This window comes from Pacificibacter marinus (genome assembly GCF_900109555.1).
Lineage (GTDB): Bacteria > Pseudomonadota > Alphaproteobacteria > Rhodobacterales > Rhodobacteraceae > Celeribacter > Celeribacter marinus_C.
Genome location: NZ_FNZV01000013.1, coordinates 1 through 20267 on the forward strand (window position 1 = coordinate 1; position 20267 = coordinate 20267).

Genomic DNA, 20267 nt, shown 5'->3' on the forward strand with positions numbered 1-20267 from the left:
AACATTATTATCAGTACGATAGCGCCATCGAGGTGCTTTTGGCGTTTCGGCCACATGCGCTCGGTGCTACGACTGTGCTACTTTTTGCAAGCCGTGCGCGAACTGGAAGCACTGTGGAAGCAGCCGCAATGACATCCCAAACCGAACCGACGCTCAAATAATAGCGTCCGTTCAACCGACTGTGCTGCCAGCACTGTCAGACAAACCCCAAAAACATATCTATGAAATCGTATAAGAGACCAAAGCCCAGCTAAAGATCGCGCAACAGACGCAAAATTGACGGCGTTGCCTTGGGCGCAGAGGTTGTCTCTAATTGCCAAGCGTAAAGGCGTTGGCTGTGCTTGTGATGGTCAAAACATCCGTTTAATTGGCGACGGTGCCCCTTCAAAGCTGAGTTTGATACGCCGGAAACCTATCGGTCAAAGTGTCAGCAAGAGTTAGAGTTGGGGGGTGCTGCCACTTCGCGTAGGGACGAACAAGCTCCACTATGTTTGATATCATGTGCTCCCCCCCCCTCTGTCTCGGTCCGGAGCCGCTTGGCTGCGGCACCTGGTGCTGTGCCCCAAACAGCGACCCAACGATAGAAGATCGGCGTCAGGAACAGCGTGAACACGGTCGCAAATCCCAGCCCGCCGACGATCACCCAGCCCACAGCGATGCGTGCCTCTGCGCCCGCGCCCGATGTCAGGATGAGGGGCAATCCGCCAAAGACCGTTGAGACCATCGTCATCATCACAGGTCGAATACGCAAACGCAGGGCGTTGCGGATGGCGCTGTCGATGTCTTCGCCGGCTTCCCGCAATTGGTTGGCAAATTCGACAATCAAGATGCCATTTTTTGCCATGACCCCAATGAGCATCACAAGACCAATCTGACTATAATAGTTCAGAGACCCACCCGTCAGCGAGATTGCCAACAAAGCGGCAGCAAGGCCGAATGGCACCGTCATCATGATGACAACTGCACTGGCAAAACTCTCGAATTGTGCGGCAAGCACCAAAAGAACGACAACTAAGGCAACGCCAAAGACAGCATACATACCAGCCGCTGTATCATCCAATGTTGCGGCCTCTCCGGTAAAAATAATGCCCATGCCGTCAGGCAACACCTCGTCGGCGATGACCAGCAATTGATCCATGGCGGTCGACAGGTCGACATTGTCGCCCAAATTGGCCTGCATCGATACCGCCAAAGCCCCGCCAAAGCGTTCGATCTGCGCTTCGCTGACGACCGTTTCTAGCGAAGCAACGGCGGACAACGGAATATAGGCGCCGCTGTCCAAACGTATAGACATAGAGGCAATGTCAGAGGGATCATCAATGGGTGGTCCGCCGGGAACAACATTGACGTCGATTTCAGTGTCGTCGGAAAAGACGCTAACGGCAACGTCGCCCTGCACCAAGGCGCGCACAAGGCTTGTGATGTCCGCGCTGTTCAATCCCATGTCGCTCGCAGCGATGTTATCCACAGTGACTTCCAATTGTGCATCAACGCTATCGTTGGACAGCTGCGGGTTCACAAAGGTGTCGTCTTGCGACATTGCCGCGACTAGGCTGTCGGCGGCCTCGGTCATGTTCGCAAGGTTTGTACCTGTGACGGCAAAGCCAAGCCCGCTACCTGCCCCGCGAATGTTGAGGCTGTTGGAGGATCGTGCGCTGACCTGCACACCGGGCACCGACGACAGCTGGCCGCTGATCTGTGCGACTAGTTCCTGTTGGCTAAAGTCGCGCTCGCCCCAATCGGGCAGACGTACGACAATAAACGCGCTGGTGCCGCCACCCACGCCAATAATGCTCTGCACTGCTTCGATCTGGCCGTTTTCCAGATAGGGCGCAAGGATATCTTCGACCAGTAAAACCTGCGTGTCGAGATAATCGACAGTCGTGTCCGATGCGCCCCGCGCTTGCACAAGGAAAAAGCCACGGTCTTCATCTGGCGTTACCGTTGAGGGCAACGTCATCGCCGCGCCGACGGCAATCATGGCAAAGCTAAGGGCAACGGTGAGAACGATGAGAGGCGTGCGAATAGCGGAATCCATCACATAGTCAAAACCACGGGCAAGACGGCTTGGCTTTGCGTCTTTGGTGTTGAGCTGTGATTTCCCTGGGTCGAGTAAAGCCGCCAATACCGGCGCAAGCGTTAACGCCGTGATCGAGGACAATGTCACGGCAAACGCCAGCACAAAACCAAACTCTGAAAACACCCCCCCCGCCTGTCCAGGCAAGAACGAGATAGGAATGAAAACAGCGGCCAATGTTGCTGTTGTCGAAATCACTGCAAAGAACACTTCGTTCGTGCCCGATGCAGCGGCGGCAAATGCCCCCATCCCCATCTTGCGTTTGCGTACGATGTTTTCAATCACAACAATCGCATCATCCACAACCATCCCCGTCGCGAGAACAAGTGCTAAAAGGCTGATGGTGTTGACCGAAAAACCGGTAATCCAAATCGCGGCAAGCGTGCCGATCAACGCCACAGGGATCGTGATGGCAGGGATCAGTGTCGCCCGTGGTGAACGCAGAAATAAGAAAATAACAGCGACCACAATCACAGTCGCCAGCAGGATTGATTTCACAACCTCGTTGATAGATCCTTCGATGAAAATCCCGTCGTCTGACGTCACGAGAAGCTGCACACCTTCGGGCAGTTGGGGGCGCAATTCTTCGACGGCGACGGCGACATCGCGCGAAATTTCAAGCGTATTACCAACCGATTGTCGCGTGATATCAAGGCCGACGGCTGTTTCACCATTCACCCGCGCATAAACACTCGTGTCTTCTGGGATCAGTTGAACAAAGGCAATGTCGGCCACCTGAGTCGTGTCATTAATTGGCAATTCATTGATCATCGCGACGGTGACCTGTTCGTTGCCAACCCGCAACGAGAGGGTCTGGGATTGCGTCGAGAGCGAGCCCAAAGCAGTGTCGTCGCGCAGCTGTTCCAATGCCGTGGAGACATCAAAGATCGTCAATCCTCGGCTTAACAACGACGGCATATTCACCGCCACGCGAAATTCGTTGGCCCGGTTACCGCGCACTGTGACTTCGGCAATACCATCGATCAGGGATAACCGTTCGTAGACTGCGCCTTCGGCAATCTGGGTGAGCTCGTCAAAACTGGCGTCCCCCAGCAAAGCAAGGCGGATAATCGCGTCCGAATTGCTGTCGCTTTTGCTTACGCTGGGATCATCGATATCATCAGGCAGGGACCGCAGAGTGTCCGATACGATTTCGCGTGCTTCATTGGCTGCAATGTCAACATCCGTCCCGTCAGATAGGTCAATCGTGATGCGGCTCGACCCTGTGCTAGACGTCGATTCAATATAGGACATGCCCTCAAGGGCGCTCAGCGCGTCCTCAAGAACTTGGGTGACTTCGGTGTCCACGGTTGCCGCCACCGCGCCATCATAAGAGGTGCGCACGGATAAAACGGGTTGGTCCACATCGGGCATTTCGCGAATATCAACACTGGTCAACGCCGCAAGACCGGCAATAATAATCAGAAGATTCAGAACAATACCAAGGATCGGTCGCGCGACGAAAACGTCGGCGAAACCCGCCTTATGCGCTCTCTTTTCAAAACTCATGCGCCTTGGCCCTCACCAGTTTGTCCTGTCGAGATTTGCGCACCGTCCCGCAATTTCGCGGCGCCCTCGATCACGATTTGCGCGCCCACAGGTGCATCCGTTTCAATCCAGACTTGATCGCCATCGCGATACCGAATGGTCACGGGGACACGACTTGCCTTACCATCCTGCGCGACCCAAATACCCGCGCCAGCGCGGTCCCATGTGATCGCGGTAGATGTCACGACGGGCAATGGATCGGTTTCTTCGGACATGCGGGTTGTAAAGGTCATACCCGATAGCAACAGGCCATCGGAATTGTCTATTTCGGCCTGCACCGTGGCGCTGCGCGTAACGCTGTCGAGACGGCTGTCAAATGCTTTGATACGGCCCTCGAATACGCGCCCAACATAGGTCGGAGTTGATACGAAAACTGGTTTGCCTTCAGCCAACAATCCGATCGAGCGTTCAGGGACTTCAAATTCTGCCAATAGGGTCGTGGACTCGTCAATCGTCACGATTATGTCTCCGCTGGACAATCGATCCCCGATGTCGACATCGCTCAACCCGAGGCGGCCAGAAATCGGTGCGACAATCGTACGGCTTTCCAGCGCGACCTCGGCCAACCCGACATTGGCCTGTGCCAACCGCAGCGCCACTTCGGCTTCGGAAAGAGCAACGTCAGTGATAACAGAGTTGCCTGTGTTGCGAAGCCCTTCGTAGCGCGTGACGGTGGCCTGCGCCAAGTCGCGGTTGGCTTGTGCGATTTCAAGGGACAGACGCTCAGTACGGTCATCCAGACGCAGAATAACATCACCCTTTTCAATCAGAGTGTTGGCATGCAGTGCAGCTTCGACAACCTCGCCAGTTTCCGTCGTAACCACATCGGCGCGGCGCAATGAAACTGCACTGCCGACCGTGCGCAAAACAAGCCTGTATGTACGTTCCTCAAGAGGTGCGAGAACAACAGTCGTCGCCCGGCCCTGCCCACGCGAGCCAGAAGTTTGGCCGCGCGCCGAGGCCGCATTCTCAGTTGGTGCGCTGCCCCATATCTGTGTGATCTGTTCGGGAACTCCGAAAACGATACCATAGGTGCCCGCAAGGACACCCAACGAGAGAGTAACAATGATCATTTTTTTCAAAGTCTTCTTAGCTCCTAAACTCGGATCGCCCTATGGGCCACATTCAGCGAGAAATCTGTATTCAGTCTATTGTGTCACATCATACGCTTAAGCACATCATCACGTTGGATGAAACGATGCCAAACAGTTGCCATGACAATATGCCCAAGCACCACAGCCGCGAGAATCCATCCCATTTCGCCATGCCATTCAGCAACAGCTTGTGTCCAAGCGATCGCCGCTTCCCGCACTGGAAAAACCGATATACCAAAGTAACTAAGCCCGCGCGCACCTCCTGCAGCAGCAATAATTCTGACAGCGGGTACGATGACCATAAAGACATATAGCGCGATATGTCCTGCCTTAGCTGCCTGCCCCATAAGACCCGCATCAGCGGGCCGCTTGCCGAGGTTCAAAAGCCCCCACGCGCCCCGCAGTAGGACTAACATGAACAGGGTCATACCTAGGTTTGCGTGATAACTCCAAAGCGTTTCGCGTAGGGGGTTTGCACGGGGCAAGGCCCAATGTGCCGCTGCAGAAAGGAATTGCAGGGCAAATAACACGGCCATGCTCCAGTGAAATACGCGACTAACGAGACCAAATCGGTCTGGAGTGTCTGATAAATTGGTCATGAAGATATCCCGCTCATGAATGTGTTCCTTTTCATACGGGCTCATCGGCTTATTCCGTCGCTTTTGTTTGAATTTTTTTGCAATGGCTGGACCGTCTGTCGACCGACGCCCAGAGTATCCCTGGGCTGGCTGTTGCAGGACTGTCTTCACATTGATCAGTGCCCCAAGGTTTCTCCAGCTTGTGTGGTGCCCTTGGGGTTAAATCTTTGACGTTTGGCGGCTACACGAAATACGCTTTACACGGCTCTGGCTGGCGGATGTTGGTCATCAAAATACCCGATAGCCTACGGCCTCTGAGTCACTGTGCGGTGTCTGGGAATTTATAGCCGAAGTTATCAAAATCGCGTTGATAGATACGCTCTACAAGCGCCCGAGATTCTGGGCAATAAAATGCGTCTAACGCCCTGTTTTTTGTCATATTTTGATAGGGTAGTTCAGTATAGGGAATATCCAATTCACTACACAGCTTACTGAAGCTGATATTCAGCATCTCAAATCTAAGTATTTGATCCACAAGCAATTTACCGGATCGATCCACGAGAAAACTTGATTGATCCATCGGTGTCGCATTATGTGCCCTATGCTCGAGGAACTGAACGAAGGTTAGGTCTGCCGTTCTCTTGTGGTGTCGGTGACCGGTGCGTTGACATAAAAAGCGGTAATACGATGCAGCATGTTCATAGGGGTTACGAACAACTGCGAATTTATACAGGTCTTCGAATTGTATGCGCCCGAGTTTTCGTCTGATATGCAGGGCAGTATCATGCTGGCGTAGATAAACTTTGTCTGCAGCTTCCGGAAACGGAATATGAGATGTAATTTTGCGGCTTAAAGGTTTGTTTTTTGGCAATGAATACGGCGCTAAGGTCGTCGTTATAGACGATCCAGCTGTTTTTGGCACATGTATGAACAAAAACTTTTTTTCGAGCGATAATAACATGCGCGCTCTATAGCAAAAGCCAAGCGCGTAAATCAACTGTTATGATCTGGGTGTTTCGATATGATGGTAGGCTTTGATTTTTTGATTTTTGCTGGCAACACGATACTTTAGCAGAGATAGTCTGCTGCGTGATTTTCGTGATGGGCACGTCACTAGAGTTTGAAGTTGGTGGGGGCGAGTGCTCAATGCAGGTACGCATTTTGCGGTCAAAGAATGATCCCGTCAGCTTTCAGTTTTTCAATCTCTATTGCGACGATGTCGGAAAACGCTTGACCAATCCGGCTTAGCACGCGTTCTTTGGGTACGAATTGCGCAATATCCCAGCTAATTGTAGGCAACAGTTGGTGATCGGAAATCGTATCTGGGTTGCACAGCAGGCGAGCCACAGGATCGACAATTGCGACACCCAATCCCGCCTCAACAAGCCCGACCACATTGTGCAAAGTGCGGCACTCGGCAGCGATATTGCGTTCGAATTCTATTGTTTGCATCAGATAATCAATCCGCATCCGCAGCGGGCTACCCGTTGACAGATCTATGAATGGCTCGTCGCGGATGCGTGGCAAAGGAATACCTCCAGGTGTACTGAGAGGATGCCCCTTTGGCAAAAGACAGCGCGCTTCGCAGGTCGCAAGACGTGTCACATGCGCGCCATAAGGGTCGGCGTCGAGTGTGATGCCAATCGCCATGTCACAGCTGCGCTCACTGATCATCCGCAACATTTCACTCATGCCAACATCTAGCAAACGGACACTGACACGAGGATGGGTTTTTCTAAACGTCTTCAAAGCACTGATTAAAAACGTATCGCAAAATATCGGTTGGGCCGCGATGACAAGGTGTCCGCGTTGATTGTTGGCAATCGCCCGTGCTTCTTCTGACAAAGCGCGGAAACTTGTTAGGCTTCGGATGACTGTTTGATGCAGTTGAAATGCCTCAGGTGTCGGCACCAAATTGTTGCGTTTGCGGAAAAATAGGGCGAACCCAACTTTTTCTTCAAGCGACGTCAGTAGTCGACTGATTGCGGGCTGACTCAAATCGTTTTCTTCAGCCGCACTTTTCATCGCGCCAAGGCGCATATAGGCGTCAAACGCCTCCATTTCACGGATTTTTATCATCTCTCAACCCTCAGTATGCGATTTATGCATACTAGAGTATTTTATTGTTAAAAATAGAATACTGTGAATTGTTGCAAATATTCCAACAGGTCTTCAGGACCAAAAACTAGAGGTTCTCAAAAATGAAAAAACTTATCTCTACACTCGCTATTGCAGCGTCTGTTGTCGTTGGCGCGGCGCAGGCTGATGGGACGTACCCAGACAGAGCAGTGACTTTGGTTATTCCATATGGTCCAGGTGGTGCATCTGATCTTGCTGGGCGTGCCTTGGCAGAATCCGCAAAGCCATTTCTTGGCCAGCCAATCACTGCGGTGAACAAACCCGGTGCTGGCGGTATGGTTGGTGCGCGGTCCGTTGTTGATGCAGACGCTGATGGTTACACTTTGTTGTTGGCACGCGTTGGCATGGCTTTGACGCCAGCCGTGAACCCACAGGCAACGGTCGACTGGGATTCTTACACTTTCGTGGCAGCGCTTGAAGCTTCACCTATGATTTTGGCTGTTAAGGGTGATGCGCCTTACGAGACAACCGAAGAGCTTTTGGCTGCGATCAAAGACAGCAATGGGGCGATGTCCTATGCTGCGTCTGGCGCGACTGCCATCGATGGGTTTTCCACACAGTCATTGCTGTCTGATGCCGGCTTAGACCCGCTCACGGCAGCGACACTCGTGCCCTACAAAGGCGGTGGTGCTTTGGCGACTGCGCTTTTGGGTGGGCATGTTGATTTCCTAGCGATTTCTGCTGGGTCTTTGATCCCGCACATCGAAAGCGGCGACATGAAAGCACTTATGGTTTTTGCTCCCGCGCGTATGGAAAAGCTTCCAGATGTGCCGACAGCAGCAGAGCTTGGCTATAAACAAGCTGGTCAAGTGACGGGTTGGAGCGCGCTATACGGTCCTAAAAATCTGCCTGAAGATGTACTTGCGAAATGGCAAAGTGTTCTGGCCGAAGTTGCGACTGATGAGACATGGTTGACACTCGCGGAACGTCGCGGATCGATTTCCACTGTCGGTAAAATCGATATGCCTGTGTATGCTCAAGAGCAATATGAGCTGTTCAATGGTCTTGCCAAAAAGTTTGGGTACCTACCAGCTGAATAATCTCCCGTTGAATTGTGGATCGCGGTCCTGAACGGTCGCGATCCATACATGAGGATTCCTGTCATGAAGCTTCCCTTAAATCGCGGTCCATTGTTGCAGGGCCTCGCGATTATAGCGTTTTTTACGTTCGTTGTTTTGGTTCTTATTCCGGCATATGTGCCACGCCCTGCGTTTATTCCCGGCTTCGCGCCTCCCCCGGATATGTGGCCACGCACCGTATCGATTATTGGTGCGGTGATTGGACTTATAACTGTGGTCGGGGCGTTGTTTGGTCGGGGTGTTCCTACTGAGCAAATCACCACAGATGGCGCATCGTCTAAGATTCATTTCCTGCGATTTCTTGCTGTACTGCTGTGTTTTGCAGGATTTCTCATTTTAGTGCCTTTGATCGGATTTTTGCTGTCGGCCGTTGTGCTGATTGGTGTCGCGATCTTTTTGGCGGGCGAACGCAAGCATTGGGTTTGGGCCGCAGGCATCACACTTGTAGGACCTTTTCTTCTGGTGAGCTTTTTCCATTCTGTGCTTGGAACGCAGTTCCCTGTGGGCGCACTGACCAAATCACTTGGCTTTTGATCGGACGATACAATGCTAAACGAAATTCTTTTCGCGCTTGAAGCCGTTGCTACGTGGCAAAACCTTCTCATCATGGCCGCAGGTATTTGGGGTGGGGTGATCGTTGGCGCGATCCCCGGCATGACAGGAACTATGGCAGTCACACTTGCACTGCCCTTTACATTTTATATGGCACCTGTGCCTTCGATCCTGTTGCTTGTCGCGCTTTACAAAGGGTCGACTTATGGCGGGTCTGTGTCTGCGATCTTGATCAAAACCCCTGGCACCGCATCTGCAGCTTGTACCGCACTGGATGGATATCCGTTGGCTCAACAAGGCAAGGCGGGCAAGGCGCTTAATATGGCGCTGTATTCATCCGTTACAGGGGATTTCATCTCCAATCTATCGTTGATTTTCTTGGCTGCCCCGCTGGCTGTTTTGGCGCTGCGCGTCGGGCCTCCAGAGTATTTCATGTTGATGCTTTTCGCCTTGTCGACCGTGGCAGGTGTGTCAGGCAATTCACTATTGCTTGGGTTAATCTCGGCTGCTTTGGGTCTTCTGCTCGCAACCGTCGGCGAGGATTTATACGGGTCATTCCGGTTTGCTTTTACCGACAATATGCAAGCAGGGCTGTCAGTCGCCCCTGTTTTGATCGGCTTGTTTGCACTGCCTGAACTGATAAAGCTTATTGTTTTCCGTGCCGCCAGTCGCGATATCGCGGCAAAGCTGGGGGATCAAAGTGTCACCCGCGCCGAATTTATGGGTTCGCTCAAATCCATCCTGCGCGGGTCAAGTATTGGTGTTGTCTTGGGGGCTATTCCTGGGATCGGGCCATCAGCCGCCGCGTTCTTTTCTTATGGTGAAGCGCAACGCAGCTCAAAGAATGGCGAAAACTTTGGTAAAGGCGAATTGGAAGGCATCGCAGCGTCCGAATCTGCCAACAACGGTGCTTGTGGTGCGACGATGATCCCGCTTTTGGCGCTGGGCGTGCCCGGTGATGTGATCACTGGCGTGATGCTTGGGGCGTTCATGATCCAAGGCCTGACGCCAGGGCCACTGTTGTTCCAGACCAATATTCACGAAGTTTACATGCTGTTTATCGGCATGTTGATGTCATCAGTTTTGTTGTTTGGGGCCGGGAAAATGACCATGCGCATGTTTTCCTATGTGTCGCATATTCCGCAAACGCTTTTGACGCCCGTGGTCTTGTTGCTGTGCTTGTTTGGGATTTATTCGATTTCCTCAAGCATGTTCGATGTTGCTATTTTGCTCATCATGGGCGTCGTGGGCTTTGGCATGTTCTTGATGAATATCCCCGCTGCGCCGTTCCTTATTGCCTTTATCCTTGGGCCGATGATCGAAGAAAATCTGCGCCGTGCTCTCGCGATTTCACGCGGAGACCCTGCGGTCTTGTTGTCTTCTCCAATCACATGGATTTTCGCTGTGCTGATTGTGTTTGTGATCGGGCTCACCGTCCGCCGCGAAATTCAAAAATCAAAAATTAGAAAGGCCTAATGAAATGAGCCTCCCTCTTGAAACCCCCACAGTCCACTCTGATTTGGGCACTGCCAAAGTGCATCTGGGGGCGTTGATCGGCTTTGACACAGTGTCGAAACATTCAAACCATGCGTTGATCGACCACATGGCAGCTCATTTTAATGCGCTTGGTGGAGACGTCACGATCTTGCTGGATGAAACAGGACAAAAATCCAACCTCGTTGCGCGGTTCGGCCCCGCAGATGTCCCAGGGGTGGTTTTGTCGGGGCATACGGATGTGGTGCCCGCTGATGAAGGCAGCTGGATCACGCCACCTTTTGAAATGGATGAACGCGACAATCGCCTTTACGGGCGTGGCACTTGTGACATGAAGGGGTTTGGGGCTTGCGTCATGACGGCGGCAGAAACATTTTCCCAGATGGATCTCAAGCGCCCTATTTGGCTGTGTTTTTCTCATGACGAAGAAGTTGGGTGTCTGGGTGCCCCTGCGATTGCGCATTATCTTGCAACACAACCTGCGCCACCCGAGTTGGCCATCATCGGTGAGCCGTCAAACATGCGATTGGTTACGGGGCAAAAAGGAAAAATTGCGATGCGTGCTCATGTCAAAGGTACGTCTGGTCATTCGTCCTTTGCCCCAGATCACGTGAATGCCGTGGAATATGCAGGCCGGATCATTGCCATGATTGCTGCGCGCGCGAAACGCTATGGCATTGAAGGGCCGTTTGATGCAGATTTTACTGTACCACATGCGACCATGCTCACCACGATGATCTCAGGAGGCGTTGCCACGAACGTGACACCTGATGCATGCCATTTTACCTTTGAGTTGCGGTCTATCAGCGGGATGGATCCCGAGGCAGATATGGCGGCACTTCTTGCAGAGATCGATACTGAAATTTCAGCAGAGATGACGGCAAAAACCGATTCTTGTGGCGTGGAATGGGAACGTATTTTTGCCTACCCTGCCATGGGTGACGCGCGCCATACAGCCGGTTTTGAACGTTATGCAGGTCTGATGCCGAACTGGGGTGGAAAAGTTTCTTATGGGTCTGAAGGAGGCGTTTTTGAGACCATTGGCCAAATACCGTCTGTCATCATTGGCCCAGGTTCGATTGATCAGGCACATAAGCCAAACGAATTTGTCGATTTGACACAGTTGTCGGACTGTCTGTCCTTTCTCGATCGTTTGTCTGAAGCCATGAGCACGGCCGCATAAAGGAGCAACGAACGAACAAGCCGAGCCAAACTTAGCGTTGCTCTAAGGCTCGGTTGCGGGCGCTAATGATATGTTTGCGCATCAATGTGGTGGTCTGGTCGCAATCGCGCGCTTCCAAAGCGTCGATAACGCGCATGTGTTCTTGCATTGTGGGCAGCAAAACGGACAGGCTTAGCTGGGTTTGTTCCTGTTTGATCAAGCGAATTTTGATCATGTTGACGCGGTACGCATCACTGATAATCCGGTTGCCTAGGGCATCAACGATTGTTGTGTGAAAGCCCCAGTCCACAGCTTGCGCTTGGGCAATTATGTCTTCGGGAATGTCTGAGGTGTTGGTGGGATCTTGGCATTGCTCAATGATAATTTGATGCTTGGCACGAATTTCTTCGATTTGGTCATTCGGGGCCTCTCGCGTAAATCTCGCGATGGCTTCCGTTTCTATACAGAGGCGAAATTCAAACGCATCGCGGATCAAATTGAGATCAACATGGGCAATCTGCATACCGCGTTTGGGGATGGTTTTGATCAAGCCTTCCGTTTCAAGACGCGGGATCAGCTCTCGGATTGCACTGAGGCCAAGCCCTGTCAGCTCAACCAATTCACGTTGCGAAACAAACTGACCGGGACGTAAAGTGTGAGCCAAAAGATGTTGGGTGAAACTGCCATACGCTTGCTCGCGCTGGCTGTCGGGCTTTGCCGCCTGCAAGGGTGTCTTTGGGTTTGTAAGTGGCATCCGTTGTCTCCAGCATTGTGAGGTTGCGGGTGATCCATGCGCATCGCGCCGCTACCTTGCTTGTTCAGATATGTCACAGCTGCATCAAACAAAAAAGTCTCTGACCACGCTTATAACATATATTGCGCGTGGTCAGAAAGCTGTGGTCGTATTGTTATGCAGAAGCCATCACTGCATCAAACGCTTCGATCAAAACCAAAGCATCTGCGTCAGGTAAAGGTATCAACGGCGGGCGTGGTGCTACAAAAGATGCATCGCCATTGACGTGCGCAGTGAGAACTTTGACCGCTGGAATGATCGGGCGAGATACGACCATTTCAACGATTTTGGTCACGGCTGCCCCATCGCTGCCACCATGGATGATATCGCGCAACAGGCTTGGCATAAAGTTGGCTGTGCCGCAGATCGATCCTTGGGCTCCATGCGCCATAGCACGTGGCAATTGGCGCTCGTCGCCAACCAAAATTGCGATATCACCGTGCGCTGCCAAATACGCTTCGGTCGAGCCCCAATCGCCTGAGCTATCTTTGATGCCTGTGACAATGCCAGGATATGCGGCGCGGATGCGGGACACCAAAGACACCGAAATCGGCACGGCAGTTTGACCGGGGATGTGGTACAAGATCACATCTTTCAAAGGCGTGCCAATTTTGTCGAAAACGGCGCTGAACCAATTGAACAGCCCGTCATCGCAGATGCCTTTCATAAAAAACGGTGGCGCCAACAAAAGACCACAGGCACCGTCTTCATAAGCTGCGCAGGCCAGTGCCGCGGCATCGTCAATGCCAGACGCGATGACGCCCGCATGGATGCGTGCGGTGTCAGGCAAAGCTTTGGCAACTTCTGTCATCATCGCACGACGATCTGAAAGACTAATCCCGTACCCTTCGCTGGTGGTGCCAAACAATGTGACGCCATCGCAGCCATTGGCCAGCATGGTTTTCGCGTGCTGAACGGTTTTCATAAGGTCGACATTGCCGTCTTTATCAAACGGCGTGACCATAGCGGCTGACAAACCAAAGATACTGGAAGTGTTTGTGGATGGCTGAGACATGTAAATGCTTTCTATAGCGATGGGGTTGGCGTTGCCGCGTGATTTGCGGCGTGACATGTGAAAATAAATTGGCAAAAGCACAGCCCGTGACAGGCTGGCTTGATCTATGCAAAAGGCGTCAAAGCGGGGTGCCACACCACGATACAAGGATGCCCAATTCAGCAGCAAGTGCCGCTTTGGTCAGGGCTGCATCGCGTGCGTCTTGCGGGGTGTTGGCGTAGGCAACTTGAATGTGGTTGGCTTTGTGGCGGGCCATCAATTGATCGCGGTCCACGCCGTGCAAAACCGCATGCATGATCGGCCATTGTGGCGTTGTGGCCTGACTGCGACGTTCGGTTTCGGCGTCGGGCAGCGCCACGACGGACCCCAATCCAATATCCATGCGCAACACATCTCCATCGACGAACAGCCGCGACCACACGATGTCGCCAGGTTTGGCGGTGCCTTTCAATGTACCGCCACCAAGTTTGAAATACATTTCAGGTTGGCGCAGACTTTCAGTGCCGCGCCATCCGTCGATGTGGTGTGCTGGCGGGGTCGCACCAGATATTTCAAATACCCAAACAAAGTCATCCACTGTGCCGCTGCGATCCATATCGCCCCAGCGAATGTCATGCAGCGTGGTTTCCACAGGTTGACCAAGCGCGCGGTGCACGCGGTTCGTCAAAATGCCATCAATACCAGCGCATTCATCGACTTCATTGAAATGCACAATGGCCTGACCCGAACGGATTGGAACACCCGAGCGGGACGGCGCATCAGGGCGGTCGTCATTGTTCAGCATGCCTTCGACCAAATCGGACGCTGGCAGTAAATCTTTGAGCCCTTGTTGGTACTGAATGCCAATCGCTTCGCAGTCGAAATCTTGGGCTAGGCGGCACGCTGCAATATACATGCGGCATTGGTCCAACACCTGCGCGCGGGTCAGTTCCGTGGCTGGATCGTTGCCGAAATGGAATGTCATGCCAGTATTTTCAAGCCACGCCAAAACGGTTTCAGCCTCAGCATCCGTGACTTGGGTGGTTTCATAATAAAGCGTTGATTGGGAGAGGCGTTCTTTGAACATCCCCAAAGGTGCCATCAAAGCATCGGGCACAATCGCGTTGTACATGCCCATGCACCCTTCGTCGAAAACGCCCAAGATCACTTTGTTACGGCGAATATCTGTGGCGATGTCTTTTGCCAATTTGCTTTGCGCCGCAGCTGTTGCCGGATCGAACTCTCGCACATGCGATGTGTCATGGGTGACTGTGCCTGTGGCAAGCCATTCATCGAGTTTGTCCAAAAAGAACGCGTCGTCAAAGTTTTCGCTCCACAGCGTTGAATACGGCACGCCAGCTTTTGTCAACGATCCGTTCAGGTTTAACATGCCGACCAAACCAGGCCACTGGCCAGACCAATTGGCCACGGTCAAAATCGGTCCGCGATGGTGCATTAAGCCGGGCAAAACATGGTGAGAGTATTGCCAGACCGCTTCGGACACAATCACTGGGGCATCGGGATCGATCCCTGCAAAGGCATTCATGCCCGCGCGCTGCGATGATAAAAAACCATGCTCGGACTCTGCATTATACGGGTGCGCACGGCGCAAAGTGCGACCCCGCGCTTCTACCGCTTTGGTCAGAGATTTTTCCAACTCAGCTTGCGCAGGCCAGCAGATTTTATTGGCGCTTTCACGCAGATCGCCACTGGCGAACAAGAGGATTTCTGGGGTGTTCATTTAAGTATCTCCTGCTGAAGTCATGAGTGTGCGATACGCGGCAAAATCCGCCTGCATTTTTAAAAAGACGGCATATTTGGCATCGTGATAACGCTGAACACCATCACTGCGCGGGGTAATCGTGGCGGCGGGGCCGCTCATGTCGCGCATGGCATCTTGTAGCGTGGTGAACTGCCCCGCAGCTGTGGCCCCCAACATGGCGCTGCCCAACAGCACAGGTTCCTGTGTGGCAGGTTGCAAGATTTTCAGCCCAGTCGCATCGGCATGTTCACGTAAATACAACGCATTGCGCGCAAGGCCGCCGCTGACAACGATTGTATCAATGTTAGCACCCTTGTCGTTCATCGCATCAATGATTTGCCGCGTGCCGTAGGCCAACGCTTGGATCGTTGCTAGATATTGCAGAGCCAGATCAAGCGTGCCGCATTCTTTGGATAGACCCGTGATTGCACCTTTGCGCGACGGATCCGCCAGCGGCGCTCGATTGCCGTGAAAATCGGGTTGTACATGTACGTGCCGCGTCAACGCGTGTGTGTCCGTGGCTCCACCTGCTTGCTCGATCAATACGTCTTCTAAAAGATCATAGATGGTCTTGTCTGTGGTTTTGGCTTGCAAACGCAAATCTGCGGTGGCGGAATGTCCATCCAACACGCGATCAATCAACGCACCAGCCATGGATTGGCCAGCTTCATTAACCCATTGCTGCGTGCCCATGACTGAAAAATATGGTCCCCATACACCAGAGACAAAAGTGGGCTCTTGGGTGACTGCAATGTGGCAGGCTGAGGTGCCGCTGATCAATGCTAAACGTGCGCTATTGTCGGATTGATTGGTGTCGACTGACGCAATGCCCAGCGTGCCCAAAGCACCCGCATAGGCGTCAATCATGCTCGCTGCAACTGGTGTGCCTTGCAGTAATCCCAATTCTGCCGCAGCGGCTTTTGTCAGACCTGCATCAATAGCGGCGCCAGGGGCTGCGAATTGATTGCCAATTTTGCCAGCATTGTTTTCCAGCAGGCTTCCAAGGCCGATGGAGTTAAAGAAACCATCATCCCAACCTTGGCCTTCGCAACCATTTTTGCCCTGATAGGTCCATTTGCATGTGGCGCTACACAAGGATCTGACTTTGCTGCCTGTCGCGCGGTGGACCAGCCAATCGGGCAGATCAAAGAAATGCGCCGCCTGGGCAAAAGCATCGGGCATGTTTTCTTTCAGCCACAACAGTTTCGGCACTTCCATTTCTGGTGATATAGTGCTGCCTGTAAACTGCAAAATGGGGTGCGCTTGTGCATCAATGCGCGCTGCCTGATCAATGGCGCGGTGATCCATCCAGACGATGATGTTACGCTCGTTTTGCCCTGAGGGGTTGACGGACACCGGCTGTAAATCACTATCCATCACAACCAGAGAACAGGTCGCATCAAAGCCGATGCCTTTGACCTGATTTGGTGTGATGTTACCTGCGCTCATGACAGCTTTGGTTGCCTCGCAAATAGCGGACCATATGTTAGATGAGGATTGTTCGACAAAATCCGGTTTCGGGTGGAATGTTTCGATTGCTACAGAATGGCTCGCGATCAGTGTGCCGTGTTGATCGAATGCGCCAGTGCGTGCGCTGCCTGTTCCCACATCGATTCCAAGGAATAATGGTTGCGTCATTGCGGTCCGCCCTAATTGTCAATATCTCTAACATGTTACCTAACATGTTACCTTGACAGTAGGCAATAAGTTTGTCAGTGTTTGGCTATCGATGTGCATCGCTTTGCTGCACGGTCTATGAAATACTAAGCCTGACATGGGCGTGATGCGTTACTCGGATGAGAGGACATTCAAGCGACTGAAAGCATTGTGCGCAGTCTTAAGAACACATAAGTGGAGGAACTTCAGTGATGATGAAAACAACCCGGCGCGCCTTTGGCGTCCTGACGGCGGCCTTGCTGGCAAGCACAGCATTCGCGGCTGACGACAAAGTGACCTTGCGCCTTTCGACGCCAGCGTCTGAAACAGATCAGCGCTCTATTGCGTTGGCAGAGGTGTTTGGCCCTGCGATTGCTGATTTCGCAACGTATGAGCCACATTACAATTCGTCCTTGATCGCACAGGGGGCTGAACTGGAATCCATCGCATCTGGCGATTTGGAAATGTCCATCACGTCAGCGCAAGAATTGGCGCAGTTTTTCCCCGAGTTTTCTATCTTTGCCACGGGTTATGTTCATCAAGATGCCGCGCATCAGGTCGCAGTCTTCAATGCACCTTTGATGGATAGCTTTAAAAACACTGTCGAATCTGAGCTGGACGTCAAATTGCTGTCCGTCATGTACTTGGGTCGTCGTCACGTGAACTTGCGTCAGTCTAAAGATGAGCTGACAGTCACCACACCTGCGGATTTGGCGGGCGTAAATTTGCGGATGCCAGGTACGGATGCGTGGCAGTTCCTTGGCAAAGCGCTGGGCGCAAATCCAACACCAATGGCATTCACCGAAGTCTACACAGCGCTTCAAACGGGTTCTGTTGATGGTCAAGACAACCCACTGCCCACTGTTGTTGACGCTAAATTCTACGAAGTGACCAAACAAATCGCGCTGACATCGCATCTGGTTGATCTCAACTATATCGCTCTGTCCAAATCCACTTGGGATGGGCTTTCAGCTGATCAACAAGCCACACTTCAAGCCGCAGCAGATGCCGCAGCAGAAGTGGCCCGCCAAGCTCAACTGGCGAAAGAAGACGATTTGGTCGCCTTTTTGACTGAAAAAGGTTTGGACATTTACGAGCCAGATTTGGCTGCATTCCGCAGTCACGTTCAAGAACAGTATGTCGGCACAGATTTCGCGGCCTCTTGGCCCGAGGGCGTGTTGGCTGACATCAACGCACTGGGCAACTAAGCTTCGTTTAAGTTGACTTTAGAAGGGGCAAGGGATTTCTCCCTGCCCCTGACATCTACCGCGCCATGGCGCACCCGTTGGAGCCACAACGATGAACCGTATCCCCAAGTTGTTCGCACATTTCACTCACGCCGTTGCTGCGGCGATGATTGCCGTGATGTTCTTGACGTTTCTTTTGCAGATTTTCATTCGCTACACGGCGCAATTGCCATGGCTGGCAGAAATGTTCCCAATCATTGAGCCATCGCGTTATGGTTGGACGTTGGAATTCTGTCTGTTTTTATGGGTGTGGCTCGTCTTTTGGGGCAATGCATTTATCGTCCGTCAAACAGATCATGTGACCTTTGATATTTTATATCTCTCTGTTCCCCCAAATGTGCGGCGGATCTTTTTTGTCACGTTTTGTTTGGCGATTGCCTTTGGGCTTTTGGCGTCATTAGAGCCGACGTGGTCCAAATTTCATGTGCTAAGACTTAAGAAAACTGCGACGCTGTCGGCCCTATTTGGGGATTGGGTGCGTATGCGCGACATTTATATTGTGTACGCGTTTTTCCTAGTGGCTGTACCGCTTAGATTTGCATGGCTGGCGTATCGCGCCATTCGCTATGGTGTTGATGACCCCTCTATCACGGGACCAATCGATTTAAGCGACGACGACACAGAATTGACCAGCCAAGCAATGGATCTGACCTCAAAATGACTTTAGAATTTTTACTCTGCCTCGTGGCAATTATTGCTCTTGCCGGAATCGGTGCGCCAATTGCTTACGCTATTTTGGTTGCTGCGTTGCTGTACTTATTTGCTGTGGGGCAGGGTATTGGTATTGCTGGCAAAGTTTTGATGGATGGGCTGTATCAAAGTTATATCTTGCTAGCCGTTCCGCTGTTTATTGTGGCCGCGAATATCATGAACGCTGGCACCATAAGTGACCGATTGCTTGGCTTTTGTGTCGCACTGGTCGGGCGGTTTCGCGGTGGGTTGGGGCACGTCAATGTTGTCGCATCTCTGATTTTCTCGGGCATGTCTGGGTCTGCCGTCGCGGATGCTGCCGGGATTGGCAAAATCATTATCGAAATGATGACCAAAAGCGGTCAATATACGCGCGGATATGCTGCCGCGATCACCGCTGCTTCGGCCACGATTGGGCCTATTATTCCACCATCCATTCCGATGGTTTTGTATGCGCTCGTGTCAAACACCTCGATTGGATACTTGTTTTTGGGTGGCATCGTACCGGGTCTATTTATGGGCGCGGTGTTGATGGCGATGAACATGTGGCTGTCAAAGCGCCGTGGGTTTGCTTTGGAAGAACCTGTTCCTTTGGCCCAATTGCCCAAGCGCACATTTGATGCTTTCCCAGCTTTGTTGATGCCCGCAATCTTGCTGTATGGGATATATGGCGGCGTCACCACACCGACCGAAGCCGCCGCTGTGGCCGCATTTTATGCATTGGTTCTGGCCGGAGTTTTCTATCGTGCCCTGTCGGTCAAGGCGATGTACCAGATTTTGGTTGAAAGTGCGCGATCCTCAGCTGCGATTGGGCTGGTGATTGGCGGAGCTTTGATCCTCAATTACATCGTGGCATCTGAGAATATCCCAAGTATCATGGCCAAGCATTTGGTCGGGCTCGATATGGATCCGTTGGTGTTTTTGCTTGGGATTAACCTCTTGCTGCTGTTGCTGGGGTGTCTGCTGGATGCGACCACGATCATCTTGGTGATCATCCCGTTGTTCATTCCGACCTGCCGCGAATTGGGGATTGATTTGGTCCACTTTGGCGTGGTGGCGATCGTCAATTGCATGATTGGCCTGATCACACCGCCTTATGGTATTTTGCTGTTTGTGATCACCGCCGTCACGCGCATTCCTCTGGCCGAGATCATCCATGAAATTTGGCCATTCTTGGGTGTGCTGCTATTGGCGTTGCTGTGTATGGTGCTGTGGCCTGGTCTGGTTCTGACTTTGCCTCGCATGTTTGGGTACGCGGGCTAGCGCATGATGTCTGGCAATATGCAAAGCGCTGCGCGTTGGCGCACCTTTGCGCAGGTTGTCATCATCACGTCAAATGGCTCTTGAACTTTTGGGTCGAACTCTATCTACCTAGCGCTGAAATCAAGCTCTAATTTGCCGG

At 52.3% G+C, this 20267-nt stretch carries 16 protein-coding genes; 7 read left to right on the forward strand and 9 right to left on the reverse strand.

Annotated elements, in window-relative coordinates:
• Positions 1-427 precede the first annotated feature (427 nt).
• The 5 genes from BM025_RS14910 to BM025_RS14930 form a co-directional block, all read right to left on the reverse strand.
• A complete protein-coding gene (locus BM025_RS14910; protein WP_085850333.1) occupies positions 428-3586 on the reverse strand; it encodes an efflux RND transporter permease subunit in 3159 nt (1052 codons plus the stop codon).
• The gene (locus BM025_RS14915; RefSeq protein ID WP_244515829.1) at positions 3583-4698 is read right to left on the reverse strand and encodes an efflux RND transporter periplasmic adaptor subunit; all 1116 of its coding nucleotides are present in this window, start codon (positions 4696-4698) and stop codon (positions 3583-3585) included. Before BM025_RS14915 ends, BM025_RS14910 begins: the two co-directional genes overlap by 4 nt.
• A gap of 83 nt (positions 4699-4781) precedes the next feature.
• Positions 4782-5318 carry a cytochrome b gene (locus tag BM025_RS14920; RefSeq protein WP_085850439.1) on the reverse strand — a complete coding sequence of 179 codons (537 nt, stop codon included), beginning with the start codon at positions 5316-5318 and terminating at the stop codon, positions 4782-4784.
• Between the two features lie 298 nt (positions 5319-5616).
• Positions 5617-6258: a sulfotransferase family 2 domain-containing protein gene (locus tag BM025_RS14925; protein ID WP_085850335.1), complete on the reverse strand. Its 642-nt coding sequence runs from the start codon at positions 6256-6258 to the stop codon at positions 5617-5619.
• Between the two features lie 206 nt (positions 6259-6464).
• On the reverse strand, positions 6465-7376 hold the full coding sequence (locus tag BM025_RS14930; RefSeq protein WP_085850336.1) for a LysR family transcriptional regulator: 912 nt from the start codon (positions 7374-7376) through the stop codon (positions 6465-6467).
• 122 nt (positions 7377-7498) lie between these two features.
• Between BM025_RS14930 and BM025_RS14935 the strand changes: the two genes are divergently transcribed.
• The 4 genes from BM025_RS14935 (at position 7499) to argE (ending at position 11744) form a co-directional block, all read left to right on the forward strand.
• Complete coding sequence (locus BM025_RS14935; RefSeq protein ID WP_085850337.1) at positions 7499-8476, forward strand: Bug family tripartite tricarboxylate transporter substrate binding protein; 978 nt, start codon at positions 7499-7501, stop codon at positions 8474-8476.
• Between the two features lie 63 nt (positions 8477-8539).
• A complete protein-coding gene (locus BM025_RS14940; RefSeq protein WP_090875412.1) occupies positions 8540-9049 on the forward strand; it encodes a tripartite tricarboxylate transporter TctB family protein in 510 nt (169 codons plus the stop codon).
• A gap of 12 nt (positions 9050-9061) precedes the next feature.
• Entirely contained in the window at positions 9062-10543 is a 1482-nt protein-coding gene (locus BM025_RS14945; protein WP_085850339.1) for a tripartite tricarboxylate transporter permease, read from the forward strand.
• A gap of 4 nt (positions 10544-10547) precedes the next feature.
• Positions 10548-11744, forward strand: coding sequence for an acetylornithine deacetylase (gene argE / locus BM025_RS14950; protein ID WP_085850340.1), 1197 nt, complete (start codon positions 10548-10550; stop codon positions 11742-11744).
• A gap of 31 nt (positions 11745-11775) precedes the next feature.
• On the opposite strand, the gene BM025_RS14955 is transcribed toward argE, so the two are convergent.
• The 4 genes from BM025_RS14955 to BM025_RS14970 form a co-directional block, all read right to left on the reverse strand.
• Entirely contained in the window at positions 11776-12477 is a 702-nt protein-coding gene (locus BM025_RS14955) for a GntR family transcriptional regulator (RefSeq protein WP_085850341.1), read from the reverse strand.
• Between the two features lie 154 nt (positions 12478-12631).
• Positions 12632-13531 carry a dihydrodipicolinate synthase family protein gene (locus tag BM025_RS14960; protein ID WP_085850440.1) on the reverse strand — a complete coding sequence of 300 codons (900 nt, stop codon included), beginning with the start codon at positions 13529-13531 and terminating at the stop codon, positions 12632-12634.
• 118 nt (positions 13532-13649) lie between these two features.
• Positions 13650-15251: a fucose isomerase gene (locus tag BM025_RS14965; RefSeq protein WP_085850342.1), complete on the reverse strand. Its 1602-nt coding sequence runs from the start codon at positions 15249-15251 to the stop codon at positions 13650-13652.
• Positions 15252-16910: an FGGY-family carbohydrate kinase gene (locus tag BM025_RS14970; RefSeq protein WP_085850343.1), complete on the reverse strand. Its 1659-nt coding sequence runs from the start codon at positions 16908-16910 to the stop codon at positions 15252-15254.
• Between the two features lie 230 nt (positions 16911-17140).
• On the opposite strand from BM025_RS14970, the gene dctP reads away from it, so the two are divergent.
• The 3 genes from dctP to BM025_RS14985 all read left to right on the forward strand — a co-directional run bounded on the left by dctP (position 17141) and on the right by BM025_RS14985 (position 20128).
• Complete coding sequence (dctP, locus tag BM025_RS14975; protein ID WP_085850344.1) at positions 17141-18136, forward strand: TRAP transporter substrate-binding protein DctP; 996 nt, start codon at positions 17141-17143, stop codon at positions 18134-18136.
• Positions 18137-18227: 91 nt separating this feature from the next.
• The gene (locus BM025_RS14980) at positions 18228-18836 is read left to right on the forward strand and encodes a TRAP transporter small permease (protein WP_085850345.1); all 609 of its coding nucleotides are present in this window, start codon (positions 18228-18230) and stop codon (positions 18834-18836) included.
• The gene (locus BM025_RS14985; RefSeq protein ID WP_085850346.1) at positions 18833-20128 is read left to right on the forward strand and encodes a TRAP transporter large permease; all 1296 of its coding nucleotides are present in this window, start codon (positions 18833-18835) and stop codon (positions 20126-20128) included. Before BM025_RS14980 ends, BM025_RS14985 begins: the two co-directional genes overlap by 4 nt.
• The last annotated feature ends 139 nt before the right edge of the window (positions 20129-20267 follow it).